The organism is Streptomyces sp. NPDC040432, assembly GCF_055595445.1.
In genome coordinates, this window is record NZ_JBVIVP010000004.1 from 375252 (window position 1) to 392802 (window position 17551).

Sequence of the window (17551 nt, forward strand, 5' to 3'; positions counted from 1 at the left end):
TCTCACGCCCGATCCGCGACGCGCTCGCCGAGCAGGCCTTGGGGCCGCACGAGGAGGACGACGATGAGGAGTACGAACGCCCAGACGTTGGACCAGGCTCCACCGCCGAGCTGCTGCATGCCGGGGATCTCTTCGATGTAGGCGATCGAGAGGGCCTCGGCGAGGCCGAGGACGACGCCGCCGACCATGGCTCCGTAGATGTTGCCGATGCCGCCGAGGACGGCCGCGGTGAACGCCTTGAGGCCGAGGATGAAGCCCATTTCGAAGTTGATCTGGCCCTTGTCGAGGCCGTAGGCGACGGCGGCGACGGCGGCGAACGCGGCACCGATGGCGAAGGCCATGACGATGATGCGGTCGGTGTTGATGCCCATCAGCTTCGCGGTGTCCGGGTCCTGCGCGGTGGCCTGCATGGCGCGGCCGCTGCGGCTCTTCGAGACGAAGACGCCGAGGGCGAGCATGCAGAGCGGGGCGAGGATGAGGACGAACGCGTCGGCGCGCTGGATGGAGAGGCTGTCGGTGAGCTTGAAGGCCTCGCCCTTGAACTCGGGGAAGCTGACTGCCTTCTTGGCGTCCGGGTAGAACTGCCACACGAGCTGTTGCAGCGCGATCGAGAGGCCGATTGCGGTGATGAGGGGTGCGAGCCGGGGTGCGCTGCGCAGGGGACGGTATGCGAAGCGTTCGGCTCCCATGGCGACGAGGACGGAGACGAGGGAGCCTCCGATGATCATGACGGGTATCGCGATCAGCAGGGAGGTGCCGGTCGGGAGGATGGCGTAGGCGGTGAGGGCGCCGAAGCCGCCGATCATGAAGATCTCGCCGTGGGCGAAGTTGATGAGCTGGACGATGCCGTAGACCATGGTGTACCCGATGGCGATGAGGCCATACAGGGCACCGAGGGCCAGGCCGTTGGCCAGCTGTTGCGGCAGTTCGTGCACCGCAGGGCCTCCGATGAGCGTGTCGGATAAGACTCCGCGCGAGGGCGCTGTTTGCGCCCTCGCGCGGTGGTGGGGTGGTTCAGGTGGTGCGGGTGGTGCGTGGTGCCGGGGGGATTACTGGTTGAACGTGTCGCTCTTGACGTCGATCCACTTGCCGCCCTCGACCTTGTAGACCGTGAGCTGCTTGTTGGTGGTGTCGCCGTTCTCGTCGAAGGCGACCTTGCCGGTCACGCCCTCGAAGGAGACCTTGCCGAGAGCCTCGACGACCTTGGCGCGGGCGTCGGTGGGGAGCTTGCCACCGTTGGCGGCGACGACGGCCTTGACGGCCTGGACGACGGACCAGCCGGCGTCGTAGGAGTAGCCGCCGTAGGCCGCGTACGGGTCCTTGTAGCCGGCTGCCTGGTAGTCGGCGATGAAGGTCTTGGCGGTCGGGAGCTTCTCGACCGGGTAGCCGATGGAGGTGGAGAGGTCACCCTCGTTGGCCTCACCGGAGGCGGTGATGAAGGCGGGGTCCTGGATGCCGTCGCCGCCCATGAGCGGGATCTGCGCGCCGGTCTTCTTGATCTGGTCGGCGAGCAGGCCGCCCTCGGGGTACTGGCCGCCGAAGTAGACGGAGTCGGCGCCGGAGGACTTGACCTTGTCGGCGGTGGAGGAGAAGTCGGTCTCCTTCACGGTCACGTGGTCGGTGCCGACGACCTCGCCGCCGAGCTTCTTGAACTCGTCGGAGAAGATCGCGGCGAGGCCCGCGCCGTAGGTCTGCTTGTCGTCGACGACGAAGACCTTCTTCTTGCCGGCGTCCTTGAAGAGGTACTGGGCGGCGAACTTGCCCTGGACCACGTCGGTGGCGGCGGTGCGGAAGTAGGTCTTGAAGGGGCGCTTGAACTCGCCCTTGCCCCAGTTGTCGCCCTGGCTGAGCGCGGGGTTGGTGTTGGCGGGGGAGACCTGCGCCAGGTTGGCGGAGGCGAACACGCCCTGCATCTGCTGGGCGACGCCCGAGTTCAGCGGGCCGACGACGCCGAGGACGTCCTTGTTGCCGACGAGCTTGGTGGCGTTCGCCTGGCCGGAGGCGGGGACGGCCTGGTCGTCGAGGGCCTCGACCTTGAACTCGATGCCCGGGACCTCGTTGTTCTTGTTGGCCGTCTTGGCCGCGAGGTCGACCGAGTTCTTGATGCCCTGGCCGAGCGCCGAGAGGGAGCCGGTGAGGGGGGCGTCCACGCCGATGACGACGACGGTCTTCTTGCCGTCGGCGTTGTTGTCGGTGGAGCCTCCGTCGCGCGATCCGCAAGCGGTGAGGGTCAGTGCTCCCGTGGTGATCACGGTGGTGAGGACGAGCAAAGAACGGTGTCGCACGATTCTTCCTTTCCCTGGCGCGGCGCCCTCTTGTCGAGGTGCCGTTAGGTCGCCGGGCCGCACTGGGAGGTACACGGCCGTGCTGATTCGCGCCCGGCGGCGCGGTGACTGGCCGTGACTCTAGGCCCGAGGTGGCGAGCACGGGGAGCCGGGAAAGGAGGATGTGACGCTCTTGTTATGCCAAGGGCAAGAATGCGTGGTGGGAGTGTGGACAGATCGGGCGTTAAGCAACGCCGGAGAATGACCACATGCTGAGAAATACCTGCTGCCCTAAGGGGCTTGAGGCCCTCATGCTCCTGTCTCTGATCAAATTCGGTCGATTGTGGCGGTGAGTGTCCGAAAGAATCCGGGGGGTCGCTTTGTCCGGGGGGAAAAGGGGGATTCCGTATGGCGTGGGTAATACACAGCGTGACGACCCTCCTTGATCCACTTCGATCGGATCGATCTTGGTCCGCATCGCGGGAGGGCTGCGACCTGCGGTTCGGTCGTAGGGGAACACCTGCCCGGAAGACGGACAGCGCGCGCGGATTCCGGTGACCCCCGTCACTTCGGGGGTCGGCGCTCGTCCGAACTGCCGGTGGCCCCGTCCCGTTCGGCGCAGCGCTGCGCCACGAGCCGGTCGATCAGCTCAAGTGCCTTGCCCTGTCCGGCCGTTCGCTCTTCGGAGCGGCCCGCGGCGACCGCTTCCTCGTGGATGTCGTACTGCTCGTTGGACAGGCCCTTCTGTTCCCAGTCCAGACCGGACCACTTGCTGCCCCTCAAGGTCTCCTTCGCCCAGTACGACACCAGGCTCGTGCAGATCTGCGCGGGCGTGGACGGGGCGGGAGCGGCCGTGCCCGGGGTGGTGGCCGTGCGGGGCGGTGGTGCGCTCGACGAGGTGGAGCCGGCGCATCCGGCGAGGGCGAGCGCCGCGAGGAGGGCAGCGGAGCCGTACCGGACCGCGGCGGGTGGCGGGGTCCCCATGGGGGGACCGTAGGCGGTCACCATCGGTGACACAACAGCGCTGGCCCTCCGGCGCGCGGAGTGGCGGATTCCGGGCGGTTGGCGGGTTCCGCGGGTCCGGATCCGTCGTGCGGGCCGGCGCGGAGGCCGGCGTGGAGCCCGGCGCGTGGGCTGCCGGGCGCGTCGAGCGGGTGCCGTCGGGCGACGTGCGGGCGTCGGCGCCCGCCCGGGTACGGGAACGGGCCCGGAACCGCTCGGTGGGCGGTTCCGGGCCCGTGAAGGGTCCCGGGGCGGGCGCCGGCGCCCGCGAGGCCGGTGGCCGCACGGCTCCCGCGCGGGGTCAGGCCCCGGCGGCGGCCGGGTCGGCGTCGCGCAGCAGGCAGGTCAGGCGGGCGGTGCACACCCGGCGGTCCTGCTCGTCGGAGATGACGACCTCGTAGGTGGCGGTGGAGCGCCCCCGGTGGACGGGGGTGGCGACGCCGGTGACGATGCCGGAGCGGGCGCCCCGGTGGTGGGTGCAGTTCAGGTCCACGCCCACGGCGACCTTGGTGATGCCGCCGTGCATCATCGCGCCGACCGAGCCGAGGGTCTCGGCGAGGACCGCGGAGGCTCCGCCGTGCAGCAGTCCGTAGGGCTGGGTGTTGCCCTTGACCGGCATGGTGGCGACGACCCGCTCGGCGGAGGCCTCCAGGATGCGGATCTCCATCCGGCGACCGAGGTCCCCCGCGGAGAACAGCGCGGGCAGGTCTATGCCCAGGGCCGCGTACTCGTCGAGGACTTCCTGCGGGAACTTCACGCTGTGCTGCTCGCCCATGGGCCGGCTCCGTTCGTCAACGATCGTTAACCATTGTGTCCTGGGCCGTTCTATCAGGCCGGTTCGAAGCGCACGACGACGGACTTGCTCGCGGGGGTGTTGCTGGTGTCCGCGGTGGAGTCGAGGGGGACCAGCACGTTGGTCTCGGGGTAGTAGGCGGCGGCGCAGCCGCGGGCGGTGGGGTAGTGCACGACGCGGAAGCCGGGGGCGCGGCGTTCGACGCCGTCCTTCCACTCGCCGACGAGGTCGGTGTAGGAGCCGTCGGCGAGGCCGAGCTCGGCGGCGTCCTCGGGGTTGACCATGACCACGCGGCGACCGCCGGTGATGCCCCGGTAGCGGTCGTCGAGGCCGTAGATGGTGGTGTTGTACTGGTCGTGACTGCGCAGGGTCTGGAGCAGGAGGCGGCCGGCGGGCAGGTGGGGGTACTCGACGGGGGCGGCGGTGAAGTTGGCCTTGCCGGTCCTGGTGGGGAAGCGGCGTTCGTCGCGGGGGGCGTGGGGGAGCCGGAATCCGCCGGGGTGGGCGATGCGGGTGTTGAAGTCCTCGAAGCCGGGGATCACGCGGGCGATCCGGTCGCGGATGCCGGCGTAGTCCGCTTCGAACTCCTCCCACGGGGTGGCGGAGTTCCGGCCGAGCACGGCGCGCGCCAGGCGGGCCACGATGGCGGGCTCGGAGAGCAGCCGGGGCGAGGCGGGGGCGAGGTTGCCGCGGGAGGCGTGGACCATGCCCATGGAATCCTCGACGGTCACGAACTGCTTGCCGGAGGCCTGGACGTCCTTGTCGGTCCGGCCGAGGGTCGGCAGGATCAGCGCCCGGCGGCCGGTGACGGCGTGGGAGCGGTTGAGCTTCGTGGACACGTGGACGGTCAGGGAGGCGCGGCGGATCGCGGCCTCGGTGACGTCGGTGTCGGGGGTGGCGCCGACGAAGTTGCCGCCCATGGCGAAGAGGACCTTGGCCCGGCCGTCGCGGAGGGCTTCTACGGAGCGGACGACGTCGTAGCCGTGGCTTCGGGGCGAGGTGATGCCGAACTCGCGGTCGAGGGCGTCGAGGAAGGCCGGTGCGGGGCGTTCGAAGATCCCCATGGTGCGGTCGCCCTGGACGTTGGAGTGGCCGCGCACGGGGCAGACGCCCGAGCCGGGGCGGCCGATGTCGCCGCGCAGCAGGAGCAGGTTGACGACTTCGCGGATGGTGGCGACGGAGTGCTTGTGCTGGGTCAGGCCCATGGCCCAGCAGACGATGGTGCGCCGGGAGGCGAGGACCATCGCGAGGGCGCGTTCGATCTCGGGGCGGGTGAGGCCGGTCGCGGTGAGGGTCCCGGCCCAGTCGGTCTCCTTCGCCGCGGCGGCGAACTCCTCGTATCCGTGGGTGTGTTCGCGGATGAAGGCCTCGTCGGTGGCGTCGCCGGCCTCGATGACGAGCTTGTTGAGGAGCCGGAAGAGGGCCTGGTCGCCGCCGATGCGGATCTGGAGGAACAGGTCGTTGAGGGCGGTGCCCTTGAGCATGCCGAGCGGGGTCTGCGGGTTCTTGAAGCGTTCCATGCCGGCTTCGGGCAGCGGGTTCACCGAGATGATCTTCGCGCCCGCGGCCTTGGCCTTCTCCAGGGCGGAGAGCATGCGCGGGTGGTTGGTGCCCGGGTTCTGTCCGGCGACGATGATCAGGTCGGCCTGGTGGAGGTCTTCGAGGGAGACGCTGCCCTTGCCGATGCCGATGGTCTCGTTCAGCGCGGAGCCCGAGGACTCGTGGCACATGTTGGAACAGTCGGGCAGGTTGTTGGTTCCGTACTCGCGGGCGAAGAGCTGGAAGAGGAACGCGGCCTCGTTGCTGGTGCGGCCCGAGGTGTAGAAGAGGGCCTCGTCGGGGGAGTCGAGGGCGTTCAGTTCCTCCGCGATGATCTCGAAGGCCCGGTCCCAGCCGATCGCCTCGTACCGGTCCCCGCCCTCGGGCAGGTACATCGGCTCCGTGATCCGGCCCTGCTGGCCGAGCCAGTATCCGGAGCGTTCGGCCAGGTCCGACAGGGGGTGCGCGGCGAAGAAGGCGGGGGTGACCCTGCGCAGGGTCGCCTCCTCGGCGACGGCCTTGGCGCCGTTCTCGCAGAACTCGGCCGCGTGCCGCTTGTCGCCCTCGGGCCAGGCGCAGCCGGGGCAGTCGAAGCCGTCCTTCTGGTTGACCTTGAGGAGGGTGCGGGCGGTGCGGGCGAGGCCCATCTGCGCCTGGGCGACCTTCAGCGTGTGGCCGATCGCCGGCAGGCCCGCGGCGGCGTGCTGCGGCGGCGTGACCTGCGGCGCGTCCTGTACGGGGTCACCTGAGGGCGGCTTGGTCGCCATGGCGCTCTCCTTCGAGCGTGTGTACGAGTGCGGTACGTGCGACCGCGTTCTTCGATCCTTTCACGTGCCCGGCCGACAGGGGAGGGCGGTCGGGGCCGCCGGCCCGGGGTGGAGGTGCGCCGGGGCGGACACCTGGGGCGGACGCGCCGGGTGGGGCGGTACGGTCCCGGCCCGGCGCGGGCCCCGGCCGGCCGGGGCGGCCGGAGCGCGATCGTCCGCGCCGGAATTGTCGGCGGGGGCGCCTAGGATCGGGGGCGTGGCAGATTCAGCATCGAAGAAGACCGACCAGACGACCGCAGCGGACCGCCCCCGCCTGATGCTCATGGACGGGCACTCCCTGGCGTACCGGGCGTTCTTCGCGCTGCCCGCGGAGAACTTCACGACCGCGACGGGCCAGCCGACCAATGCCATCTACGGCTTCGCGTCGATGCTGGCGAACACGCTGCGCGACGAGGCGCCCACACACTTCGCGGTGGCGTTCGACGTATCGCGCAAGACGTGGCGCTCGACGGAGTTCCCCGAGTACAAGGCGAACCGGTCCAAGACCCCCGACGAGTTCAAGGGGCAGGTCGAGCTGATCGGCGAGCTCCTCGACGCGATGAAGGTGCCCCGGTTCGCGGTCGACGGCTTCGAGGCCGACGACGTGATCGCGACGCTGACCACGCAGGCCGAGGCCCTCGGCTTCGACGTCCTGATCGTCACCGGTGACCGCGACTCCTTCCAGCTGGTCTCCGAGCACACGACGGTGCTCTACCCGACCAAGGGCGTCTCCGAGCTGACCCGGTTCACGCCGGAGAAGGTCGAGGAGAAGTACGGGCTCACCCCGCAGCAGTACCCGGACTTCGCGGCGCTGCGCGGCGACCCGTCCGACAACCTGCCGGGCATCCCGGGCGTCGGCGAGAAGACCGCCGCCAAGTGGATCACCCAGTTCGGGTCGTTCGCGGAGCTCGTGGAGCGGGCCGAGGAGGTCAAGGGCAAGGCCGGGCAGAACTTCCGGGACCACCTGGAGGCCGTCAAGCTCAACCGGGTCCTGACCGAGATGGTCAAGGACGTCGAGCTGGCGAAGACCCCCGCCGACCTGGCGCGGGCCCCCTACGACCGGTCCGCGGTGACCGGCGTGCTCGACGTACTGGAGATCCGCAACGCCTCGCTGCGCGAGCGGCTGCTCGCGGTGGACCCGGGCGCGGCCGAGGCCGAGGCGCCGGCCCCGGTGGCGGCAGCCGTGGAACTGGACGGTTCGGTGCTGGGCACCGGCGAGCTGGCTCCGTGGCTGGAGAGCCACGGAGCGGGCCCGCTGGGCGTGTCCACCGTCGACAGCTGGGCCCTGGGCCAGGGCAACATCAGCGAGATCGGCCTGGCCTCGGCCGGCGGCGCGGCCGCCTGGTTCGAACCGTCCGAACTGGACGAGGCCGACGAGAAGGCCTTCGCGGCCTGGGCGGCCGACGCGAAGAAGCCCAAGGTCGTGCACAACGCGAAGGGCCTCATGCGGGTCTTCCCCGAGCACGGCTGGACGCTGGCCGGCGTCACCATGGACACCGCCCTCGCCGCCTACCTCGTCAAGCCGGGCCGGCGTTCCTTCGCGTTGGACGTGCTGTCCAACGAGTACCTGCACCGCGAGCTCGCACCCGCCGCCGCCGACGGGCAGCTGGCCTTCGGCGCCGACGAGACGGCCGAGGCGGACGCCCTGATGGGACAGGCCCGCGCCGTCCTCGACCTCGGTGACGCCCTCACGGCGAAACTCGACGAGGTCGGGGCGACGGAACTGCTCCACGACATGGAGCTCCCCACCTCCGAGCTGCTGGCCCGGCTGGAACGGGCCGGCATCGCCGCCGACCGGGACCACCTCGAAGGCATGGAGCAGCAGTTCGCCGGAGCCGTGCAGCAGGCGGTGAAGGAGGCGCACGCGGCGGTCGGCCACGAGTTCAACCTCGGCTCGCCGAAGCAGCTCCAGGAGGTGTTCTTCGGCGAGCTGGACCTGCCGAAGACGAAGAAGACCAAGACCGGCTGGACCACGGACGCGGACGCGCTGGCCTGGCTGGCCGGCCAGACCGACCACGAACTCCCGGTGATCATGCTCCGGCACCGGGAGCAGGCCAAGCTCCGCGTCACCGTCGAGGGCCTGGTCAAGTCGATCGCCGCCGACGGCCGGGTCCACACCAGCTTCAGCCAGACCGTCGCCGCGACCGGACGACTGTCCTCCACCGACCCGAACCTGCAGAACGTGCCGGTGCGCACCGACGAGGGCCGGGCCATCCGCCGCGGCTTCGTCGTCGGCGAGGGCTACGAGTCGCTGATGACGGCCGACTACAGCCAGATCGAGCTTCGGGTCATGGCCCACCTCTCCGAGGACGAGGGCCTCATCGAGGCGTTCGCCACCGGCGAGGACCTCCACACCACCGTCGCCTCCCAGGTGTTCGGCGTGGAGCGCTCCCAGGTCGACGCCGAGATGCGCCGCAAGATCAAGGCCATGTCGTACGGGCTGGCGTACGGGCTGTCCGCGTTCGGCCTCGCCCAGCAGCTGAACATCGAGCCCGCCGAGGCGCGCGGGCTGATGGACACCTTCTTCGAGCGGTTCGGCGGGGTCCGCGAATACCTCCAGCGCGTGGTCGACGAGGCCCGCGCCACCGGGTACACGGCGACCGTCTTCGGGCGCCGCCGCTACCTGCCCGACCTCAACAGCGACAACCGCCAGCGCCGCGAGGCCGCCGAGCGGATGGCGCTGAACGCCCCGATCCAGGGCACCGCCGCCGACATCGTCAAGGTGGCCATGCTCCGCGTCGACAAGGCCATCACCGACGCGGGCCTCACGTCGCGGATGCTGCTCCAGGTCCACGACGAAATCGTCCTGGAGATCGCCCCCGGCGAGGGCGAGCGGGTCGAGGAACTGCTGCGCCGCGAGATGGCCGCCGCCGTGGAACTCCGAGCCCCGCTCGACGTGTCCGTCGGCGTCGGCGGTGACTGGGAGTCCGCCGCGCACTGAGCCGCGTACCACCCGTGCCGACGCCCGCCCCCACGCCGGGGGCGGGCGTCGGCACGTCCGGGCCGGAAGGATCCGCCGGACGTTCGCCTCAGCGGGCGCCGGCAGGCGTGCGCGCCTCGTGGTCCGGGCGGCGGTCGCCGTCGGGGCGGTGACGCAGGCGGAACAGGGCCCCGTACAGCAGCAGGGCCACGGCGAGGCCGCCGCCCGCGCCGAAACAGACGGTCGGGATGATGTCGAGCGGGCTCTCGATCCGGTCGAAGAACGTGTACCAGCGGATCACCCGCATCGTGACCCCCACCGTCACCGACACGGTGAACAGCGCGAGGGTGCCCAGCAACTCCGCACGGCCGAGCACCGGCACCGACGCCGGAGCGGGCCCGTCAGGCAGCCGCCGCAGGCCGGTCGTCACGAACCAGAACAGGACGCATGCGGCGAGCGCCGACGAGCCGTACTGCACGTAGGAGTAGAGCGGCAGTCCGAACGCGAGCGGTTCGCCCAGCTCCGGCAGCGCGTTCGTGCCCCAGCGGTCCAGGTGGGTGAAGCTGTCCCACACGACGTGCGTGAGGGAACCGACCACCGCCGAGAGGTAGAACCACAGGACGAGCGAGGACTGCCGTCGGTCCCGCCAGTGCTCACCGCGCACGAAGGCGTGGACGCGGCCCTGCCGACGGCGGGGCAGCAGAGCGATCAGCGGCTCGCGCAGCAGCAGCCAGCACGCGACGAGGACGGCGGTCAGCACGGCGTCCACGGTGACGATGCCCAGCAGGGAATGCGTGAACGTGCCGTACGGCATCACGCCCTCGACGACCGCGTCCATGAAGTAGAACGTGTCCGGTGCGAAGGACCCCAGAACCAGTGCCGAAGCCACCAGGGGCCCGCGGGCCCGTCCGGACCGGCGAACGGCCGGAAGTACGGCAGCCGCATGGCTGAGAGTGAACGGCACGGTGCTTCTCCTCGGTGCGGAACGTCGGGACAGTATGCGTGACCTGCGCAGGACGTGGGGATGTCGTGAAATCCGAGCCGCGGTTCGTGCCCCGTGAAGGGAGTTGACGTAGGGTCACGCGGACGTCTAGGGGAGGGGTCCGGCTCATGGCGGCTCGAATAATCGGACGCAGGCTGCGCAGGGGTGGTTTCGCCGCGGTGATCTCGGCGCTCGTCGTGGCCGCGGTGACCGGCTCGCAGGGCCCGAACGACGGGAGCGCCGGGCGGATGGCCGCCGCGGGCGAGGGCAGCGCACAGCCCGCCCCCACCGTCGCGGGATCCGGCGGCGACTCCACCTACTTCACCGAACTGCCGCCCCTGCCGAGCCCCGCACCGCCCTCGGTCGTCCTCCCGGTCGACGGGGCGACCCCGGCACCGGCCCTGGAGCCCACCCCGACGCCGGTGCCCGCCGCGGCCGACACCCCGCGCACCGAACCGGTGACCGCCCTGGAGGGCGCGAAGGGGATACCGGCGAGCGTGTTCGCCGCGTACCGGCGGGCCGAGCAGAAGGTCGGCGAGACCGACCCCGGGTGCGGACTGCGCTGGCAACTCCTCGCCGCCATCGGCAAGGTCGAGTCCGGGCAGGCGGGCGGCGGCCGGGTCGACGCCGCCGGGACCACGCTGCGCCCGATCCTCGGCCCCGTCCTCAACGGCAACGGCTTCGCGAACATCTCCGACACCGACGGCGGGGCCTACGACGGCGACTCCCGCTACGACCGGGCCGTCGGTCCGATGCAGTTCATCCCCTCCACCTGGGCGTCCTGGGGCCAGGACGCCGACGGCGACGGGCGGCGCAACCCGAACAACATCCACGACGCGGCGCTCGCCGCAGGCCGCTACCTGTGCGCGGGCACCCGGGACCTGCGGACCCCGGCCGACCTGGACCGGGCCGTGCTCTCCTACAACCAGTCCACCGAGTACCTGCGGACGGTGCGGTCCTGGTTCGCGTACTACCTCGCCGGCGCCCATGAGGTCCCGGACGGCACGGGCCCCGGTGCGGGCGCCGGAACCGGCACCGGTCCGGGTACTGGTACGGGGCCGGGAACTCCCGCGGGCCGGCCGGGTACGAAGCCGACCCCTGGTCCGGTACCCACGCCGACGCCGACGCCGACGCCGAAGCCGAGCCCCACACCGGACCCGAAGCCGACGCCCACGCCGAAGCCGACTCCGAAGCCGACTCCGACGCCTGATCCCAAGCCCACCCCGACGCCCACCCCGACCCCGACACCTACCCCCACGCCCACGCCCACCCCGACCCCGACACCCACCCCCACGCCCACCCCGACTCCCACGCCCACCCCGACGGGCAGCCCGACCCCCGCGCCGAGCCCGACCGCCACGGCCCGGCCCACCACCCCCGCGCCGAGCCCCACGGCCCCGGGGAAGTCGGCCCCGGCACCCGCGGCGAGTCCGAGCGGCACTCCGTAGGCGCGGCCGTGGGAACGGCGCGGGTGCCCGGGCCGCGGGTCGAGGTCGACCCGCGGCACCATCCGCGCCGCCAACGCCGCCACGGGCGAAAGCAGTTGGTCGAGGCTCGGCAACCGGCCGTGGCGTCCGCCCCGCCCGGGTGCGCGCGGTCCGCGGCGCCCGGCCGGGAAGGCGGTCGTCCCCGACGGCATCGCGGCCGGCGCGCCCGGCCCGGACGCCCGGCCGCGCCGGCCGATACTCGCCTGCTCACCACCCCTGGTCAGGGCCGGTGCCCGCCGCCAGACTGGCGCGATGAACGACAACGTTGACGTCCCCGCGGCCGAAAGACCCCTCCTGCCCCGGCCCGTCCTCCCCGATCGGGCCGCCGCCCGCCTGCTCGGACCGGCGGAATTCGTCGAGGTGAGCTGGCAGCGGCTGCTGCTGAGCTGGCGAGCCATGCGGGACCACCAGTTGGAGCACCGGCCCGACCGCCCGTACCCGCCGATCGTCCCCCTGCTGGAGGCCGCGTACGCGGAGCCCCTGCTGCGGCAGCTCCACCCCTTCACCAGCCACCACAGCCTGAACCTCAGCAGCTGCACCGAGTTCCCGTACGTCGTGCAGGTTCCGGCCGTGGACCCGCTGCCCGACGGGCGGTTCCGGGTCCGCCTGGCCCGCAGCAACGGCGTGCTCGGCTGGGCCGACACCGCCGAGGAGGCCGTCGCCCTCGTCGCCGCGCACCTGCCGCCCGGGCTCGGCCCCGCGGTCACCCGCGCCGAGGACGTCAGCGGCTGAGGCGGCGGGCCGCGGCCCCCGCTCCGGCGCGGACCGCGGCCGCCCGCCCCGCTTCCCGCGCTTCCCGCGATCACCGCACGAGACGGTTCTCATCTCGCCCCCGCGTTGCTACGGTGCCCCATCTCTGACGCCCTATCAGATTTCGGAGGCCCCGGCATGCGCGCTCTCGTCGCCGCCGCCATCGGGCTGGCCGCCGCGCTCGCCCTCGTCCTCGCCATCACGGCGGCAGGGGCGCCGGAGGGCAAGACCTCGCCCAAGCCGCTGCTCACCACCGCGCCCCCCGCGCCCGGAAAGTAGAGGAGGCCCGGCCATGCGACGCAGAGCGAGCCTCGTCCTGCTTGCCCTCGCCGTGTTCTGCGCGGCCCTCGCACCGCTGTTGCGCTGGTACGCGTACCCGCGGCTCGCCAAGATCCCGCCGAACCAGTACCAGGAGATGGTGCTGGAGGCGAAGGACGCCACCCTCATCGACTACAACGACGGCATGAAGCCCAAGAAGGTGGACAAGGTCACCATCGTCCAGACCCTCAAGGGCAACGTCGAGGCCTCCGAGGAGATCGAAGCCGACGCCGGCAAGGACGTCGTCGTCTGGGACACGCTGTCCCACATCATCGGCCCGGACGGGAAGATGGTCTCGCAGATACCCGAGCGCTACATCTTCGACGCCCACACCCAGGACCCGGTGCACGCCACCGGCGAGATGGTCGACGGCGACCCGGTCAAGCGCGAGGGCATCGAGTTCAAATGGCCCTTCTTCACCGAGCCCCGCGACCACCTCTACTTCGACGCGCAGACCCGCACGTCCTCGCCCATCCACTACGTCGGACCGCGCACCTACCGGGGCATGGAGGTCTACTACTTCGAGCAGACCGTCCCGTGGACCAAGGTCCCCATGCCGAAGAAGATGCCCATCGAGGGCATCGACCCGGCCACCATCGAGCAGACCACCGGAACCAGCCTCTGGTACACGGTCAAGGCGATGTTCTGGGTCGACCCGGTCACCGGGGCACCCGTCAACGCCGAACAGGTCATCCAGCAGGAGATGCGCGGCGGAATCGCGGCGGCCGGGCCCGACGGCAAGCTGACCGCCTTCGCCGGACACGTCAAGATGCGCCCCGACTACGCCGAGCACACCCTCGAACTCGTCAAGTCGAACCGTACGAAGGTCCTCGCGCTGCACACCTACGCCCCCGGCGGGCTCGCCGTCGGCGCCCTCGGCCTCCTCGCCCTCGCCCTCTGGCTGGAGGCCCGCGGCCGCCGCGGCCGGGAGCCCGACCCGCACCCGGGGGCAGCGGTCAGCGCCTGAGCCGGGCGTTGGTGTGGCGGGTGGGCTCGGCGGTCGCCGGGTCCTCCGGCCACGGGTGCTTCGGATACCGGCCCCGCAGCTCGGCGCGCACCGCCCGGTAGCCACCCCGCCAGAACGAGGCGAGGTCGGCGGTCACCGCGGCGGGCCGCCCGGCCGGTGACAGCAGGTGGACGAGTACGGGAACCCCCGCCACCCGGGGCGTCTCGGCCAGCCCGAACAGTTCCTGGAGCTTCACCGCCAGCACCGGCTGCTCGCCCGAGTAGTCGACCCGGATCCGGGAACCGCTCGGCACCGACAGCCGCTCGGGAGCCAACTCGTCCAGCCGGCCCGCCTCCCCACCGGCCCACGGCAGCAGCCGGTTCAGGGCCTGCCCGGCATCGATGCGCCCCAGGTCGGCACGTCGGCGCGCCCGGGACAGCTCCGGCTCCAGCCAGTCGTCGGCCCGCTCCAGCAGCGCGGCGTCGTCGGCCACGTCGGGCCAGCCGCCACCCAGCGTGCGGTGCAGGAAACCGAGCCGGGCCCGGAGCGACCGCGCGTCCTCGGACCAGCGCAGCAGCCCCAGCCCCTCCGCGGCCAGGCCGTCCAGCAGGGCGGCCCGTACGAGGGCCGGGCCGGGGGCGCGCAGCGGGCGGACCGTGAGCTCGATCGCGCCGAGCCGTTCGACGGAGCGGGCGACCACGTCGCCGTCCTCCCAGCGCACCTCGTCACCACCGCCCCGCAGGTGCCCGCAGGCGGCGCGGGCCGTCCCCTCGTCGATGACGGCGGCGAGCCGCACCCGGGCGGACACGGCGTGCGCCGCCCGGTCCGCGACCGCGACCGCCAGCCAGGGCGCGCCGCGCAACGGCGACCCGTCGCCCACCTCGGCGCCCGTCCCGGAAGCCATCAGGAAGGCCCCGCCCCCCTTGGCCGCGGCGACCCGCTCGGGGAAAGCCAGAGCGGCCACCAGCCCGGCGGCCCCGTCGTCGGAGAGGGCCGCACCGCCCGGGGCGTCCTGCCCGGTGGCGTCCGGGGTTCCCACCGCGCGCTCCAGGCGGCGGCACTCCGCGCGCCAGCGCGCCGCGTAGCCGTCACCGCCCCGCCGGGCCGCCCGCCAGGCGGCGGCCAGGTCGTCCCCGTACTCCCGAGGGGGCTCCTCGCCGATCAGCGCCACCACCTCGGCCGCCCGACGGACGCCGACCGCGGCCGAACCGTCCAGCAGGGCGCGCGCCAGCCGCGGGTGCAGCCCCATCCGGGCCATCCGCAGTCCGCGCGCGACCGGCCTGCCGGAGCCGTCCACCGCGCCGACGGCGAGCAGCACCTCCCGCGCCGCGGCCATCGCCCCGGCCGGCGGCGGATCCAACAGCGCCAACCCGGCCGCCTCCGGATCGCCCCAGCAGGCGGCCTGGAGCGCGAACTGTGCCAGGTCCGCGATCCGGATCTCGGGGGAGGGGAAGGCCGGTAGCCGGGAGTCCTCGGCCTGCTCCCAGCACCGGTACACCACGCCCGGCGCCTCCCGGCCGGCCCGGCCCGCCCGCTGGCGGCCCGAGGCGCGGGACGCCCGTACGGTCGTCAGCGCGCCCAGGCCCCGCGCGTGGTCCACCCGGGGTTCGCGCGCCAGCCCGGAGTCCACGACCACCCGTACGCCGGGCACGGTCAGGCTCGACTCCGCGACCGCCGTCGAAAGGATCACCCGACGGTGGTCGGCCGCGGTGAGCGCCGCGTCCTGCACGGCCGCCGGGGCCCGACCGTGGACCTGGAGCACCTCCGCGTCGACCCCGCCCAACTGCCCCGCGACCCGGGCGATCTCGCCCACACCCGGCAGGAAGCACAACACGTCGCCGGAACGTTCCGCCAACGCCCGCCGCACCACCGACGCGACGTGCGTCAGCTGCGCCGGATCCACCCGCATCCCGTGCGGCGGACGCACCGGCCGCGCCGGCGGCGCCCACACCGTCTCCACCGGGTGGGCCACCCCGGCGGCCTCCACCACCGGGGCGTCGCCCAGCAGCCGGGCCCAGCCCGCCGCGTCCGTCGTCGCCGAAGCCGCGACCAGCCGCAGCTCCGGGCGCAGGGTCGCGCGCACGTCCAGGAGGAACGCGGCGACGGTGTCGGCGTCCAGGTGCCGTTCGTGGCACTCGTCCAGGACCACCACGTCCGTGCCGACCAGTTCCTGGTCCCGCTGGAGGCGCTGGAGCAGCACGCCCGTGGTCACCACCTCCACCACGGTCCCCGCGCCCACGACCCGCTCGCCGCGCACGGTGAAGCCCACCGAACCGCCCGGCCGCTCGCCCAGCAGCCAGGCCATCCGCCGCGCCGCCGCCCGGGCGGCGATCCGGCGCGGCTCGGCCACCACGACCCGGCGTCGCGGTCCGCCACCGACCAGCCCCGCCAGCACCAGCGGCACCAGCGTGGTCTTGCCGGTGCCGGGCGGGGCGCACAGCACGGCCGTGCCGCGGGCGTCCAGCGCGGAGACGAGGGCGGGCACGGCCTCCCGTACGGGAAGGGCGTCGAGGTCGGCCTGGCGGATCAAGGGGTCAGTCCCTCTCGCACACGAAGATCGCGGTCCCCGGGATCAGGTTGCCGCGCAGCGGGGACCAGCCGCCCCACTCCTGGGCGTTCCATTCGGGCCATTCCGGTTCGACGAGGTCCACCAGGCGGAACCCGCCCGCGACCACGTCCCGGACCCGGTCCCCGATCGTGCGGTGGTGCTCGACGTAGACGGCGTCGCCGTCCTCGTCCTGCTCCACGTAAGGGGTCCGGTCGAAATAGGAGGCCGCGACGGACAGCCCCTCGGGGCCCGGCTCGTCGGGGAAGGCCCAGCGGATCGGGTGGGTGACGGAGAAGACCCAGCGGCCACCCGGGCGCAGGACCCGGCGGACCTCGCGCATCACGTTCACCGGGTCGGCGACGAAGGGGACCGCGCCGTAGGCGGAACAGGCCAGGTCGAACGAGCCGTCCCGGAAGGGGAGCCGCCCGGCGTCCGCCTCGACGAGCCGGACCGCCGGCAGATCGGAGCCGCCGATGCGCAGGGCGTGCTGGAGCTGGCGGTGCGAGAGGTCCAGCGCCACCGGGCGGGCGCCCCGGGCGGCCAACCAGCGGGAGCACTGGGCGGCGCCGGCGCCGATCTCCAGGACGTCCTTGTCCTTGAGGGAGGCCGCCGGACCGAGGAGGGCCGCCTCCGCCTCGTCGAGACCCTCGGGTCCCCAGACGAAGCGGTCGTCGCCGAGGAACGCGCCGTGCTCGCTCTGGTACTCGTCGGCGTTGCGGTCCCACCAGCCGCGGTTCGCGCGACTGCTCTCCGCGTCCCCGGCGTCACGGCGGGTGGCCTGCGCGTCGTCCTCGACGCCGCCGTCCGCCCCGTAGCCGTCCTGGGAGGTGTGCTTGTCGTAGGACTCTTGGTTCATGGGGCCCGTCGTCGTAGTCTGCGGATGGCTCGGGAAATCCATCGGATTGCCCATCGGGGCTGCTGTGCCCACGAATTGTGCCGGTTGTGCGGTGATCTGCCCGGGGTGTGCGCCTTCGCGCATTGACCCTGTCCTGCTGCCCCCGTATGCTACAAGTTGCGCTGCGAGCCTGTGCTCCTCAGACCTAGCAGGCTGCGCTTGCCTCTGTTGATGTCCCCTCGGTTTTCGAGGCCCTCCCGCTGGTGCGGATCCGGGCTTCTTTGGCTGTCCGGCTTCGGCAGATGCCGATAAGGGCTCCCGGCGTAGCAGTACCTACGACTTTCTGTCCGTAACCGGAGCC

The 17551-nt window shown here is 72.4% G+C and carries 13 protein-coding genes; 5 read left to right on the forward strand and 8 right to left on the reverse strand.

Annotation, left to right across the window (positions count from 1 at the left end; translation table 11 throughout):
• Positions 1–2 precede the first annotated feature (2 nt).
• The 5 genes from ACZ58N_RS11990 to ACZ58N_RS12010 all read right to left on the reverse strand — a co-directional run bounded on the left by ACZ58N_RS11990 (position 3) and on the right by ACZ58N_RS12010 (position 6365).
• Positions 3–935 (reverse strand): branched-chain amino acid ABC transporter permease, encoded by a 933-nt coding sequence (locus tag ACZ58N_RS11990; protein ID WP_362878767.1) that lies wholly within the window; start codon positions 933–935, stop codon positions 3–5.
• A gap of 114 nt (positions 936–1049) precedes the next feature.
• Positions 1050–2285 carry a branched-chain amino acid ABC transporter substrate-binding protein gene (locus ACZ58N_RS11995; protein WP_385584516.1) on the reverse strand — a complete coding sequence of 412 codons (1236 nt, stop codon included), beginning with the start codon at positions 2283–2285 and terminating at the stop codon, positions 1050–1052.
• 543 nt (positions 2286–2828) lie between these two features.
• Entirely contained in the window at positions 2829–3248 is a 420-nt protein-coding gene (locus ACZ58N_RS12000; protein WP_471158018.1) for a hypothetical protein, read from the reverse strand.
• A 319-nt stretch (positions 3249–3567) separates the two neighbouring features.
• Complete coding sequence (locus tag ACZ58N_RS12005) at positions 3568–4041, reverse strand: PaaI family thioesterase (RefSeq protein ID WP_471158019.1); 474 nt, start codon at positions 4039–4041, stop codon at positions 3568–3570.
• Between the two features lie 53 nt (positions 4042–4094).
• Positions 4095–6365, reverse strand: a complete 2271-nt coding sequence (locus ACZ58N_RS12010; protein ID WP_471158020.1) for an FdhF/YdeP family oxidoreductase — start codon at positions 6363–6365, stop codon at positions 4095–4097.
• Between the two features lie 256 nt (positions 6366–6621).
• Here ACZ58N_RS12010 and polA point away from each other — a divergent pair, with 256 nt between their 5' ends.
• Positions 6622–9345, forward strand: a complete 2724-nt coding sequence (polA, locus tag ACZ58N_RS12015) for a DNA polymerase I (protein ID WP_471158021.1) — start codon at positions 6622–6624, stop codon at positions 9343–9345.
• A gap of 88 nt (positions 9346–9433) precedes the next feature.
• On the opposite strand, the gene ACZ58N_RS12020 is transcribed toward polA, so the two are convergent.
• Complete coding sequence (locus ACZ58N_RS12020; protein WP_471158022.1) at positions 9434–10288, reverse strand: DUF4184 family protein; 855 nt, start codon at positions 10286–10288, stop codon at positions 9434–9436.
• 146 nt (positions 10289–10434) lie between these two features.
• Between ACZ58N_RS12020 and ACZ58N_RS12025 the strand changes: the two genes are divergently transcribed.
• From ACZ58N_RS12025 to pgfA, 4 genes are all read left to right on the forward strand, one after another.
• Positions 10435–11754 (forward strand): lytic transglycosylase domain-containing protein, encoded by a 1320-nt coding sequence (locus ACZ58N_RS12025; RefSeq protein ID WP_471158023.1) that lies wholly within the window; start codon positions 10435–10437, stop codon positions 11752–11754.
• Positions 11755–12045: 291 nt separating this feature from the next.
• Positions 12046–12525 carry a DUF6193 family natural product biosynthesis protein gene (locus tag ACZ58N_RS12030; protein ID WP_471158024.1) on the forward strand — a complete coding sequence of 160 codons (480 nt, stop codon included), beginning with the start codon at positions 12046–12048 and terminating at the stop codon, positions 12523–12525.
• A 156-nt stretch (positions 12526–12681) separates the two neighbouring features.
• The gene (locus ACZ58N_RS12035; RefSeq protein ID WP_471158025.1) at positions 12682–12822 is read left to right on the forward strand and encodes an SPW_0924 family protein; all 141 of its coding nucleotides are present in this window, start codon (positions 12682–12684) and stop codon (positions 12820–12822) included.
• Between the two features lie 13 nt (positions 12823–12835).
• Complete coding sequence (gene pgfA / locus ACZ58N_RS12040) at positions 12836–13828, forward strand: cell envelope lipid trafficking protein PgfA (RefSeq protein WP_471158026.1); 993 nt, start codon at positions 12836–12838, stop codon at positions 13826–13828.
• Here the strand turns inward: pgfA and hrpB are convergent.
• Both hrpB and ACZ58N_RS12050 read right to left on the reverse strand, forming a co-directional pair.
• The gene (gene hrpB, locus ACZ58N_RS12045) at positions 13818–16337 is read right to left on the reverse strand and encodes an ATP-dependent helicase HrpB (RefSeq protein WP_471158027.1); all 2520 of its coding nucleotides are present in this window, start codon (positions 16335–16337) and stop codon (positions 13818–13820) included. The two genes, pgfA and hrpB, sit on opposite strands and share 11 nt — an antisense overlap.
• 4 nt (positions 16338–16341) lie before the next feature.
• Positions 16342–17211 (reverse strand): class I SAM-dependent methyltransferase, encoded by an 870-nt coding sequence (locus ACZ58N_RS12050; protein ID WP_471158028.1) that lies wholly within the window; start codon positions 17209–17211, stop codon positions 16342–16344.
• Positions 17212–17551 lie beyond the last annotated feature (340 nt).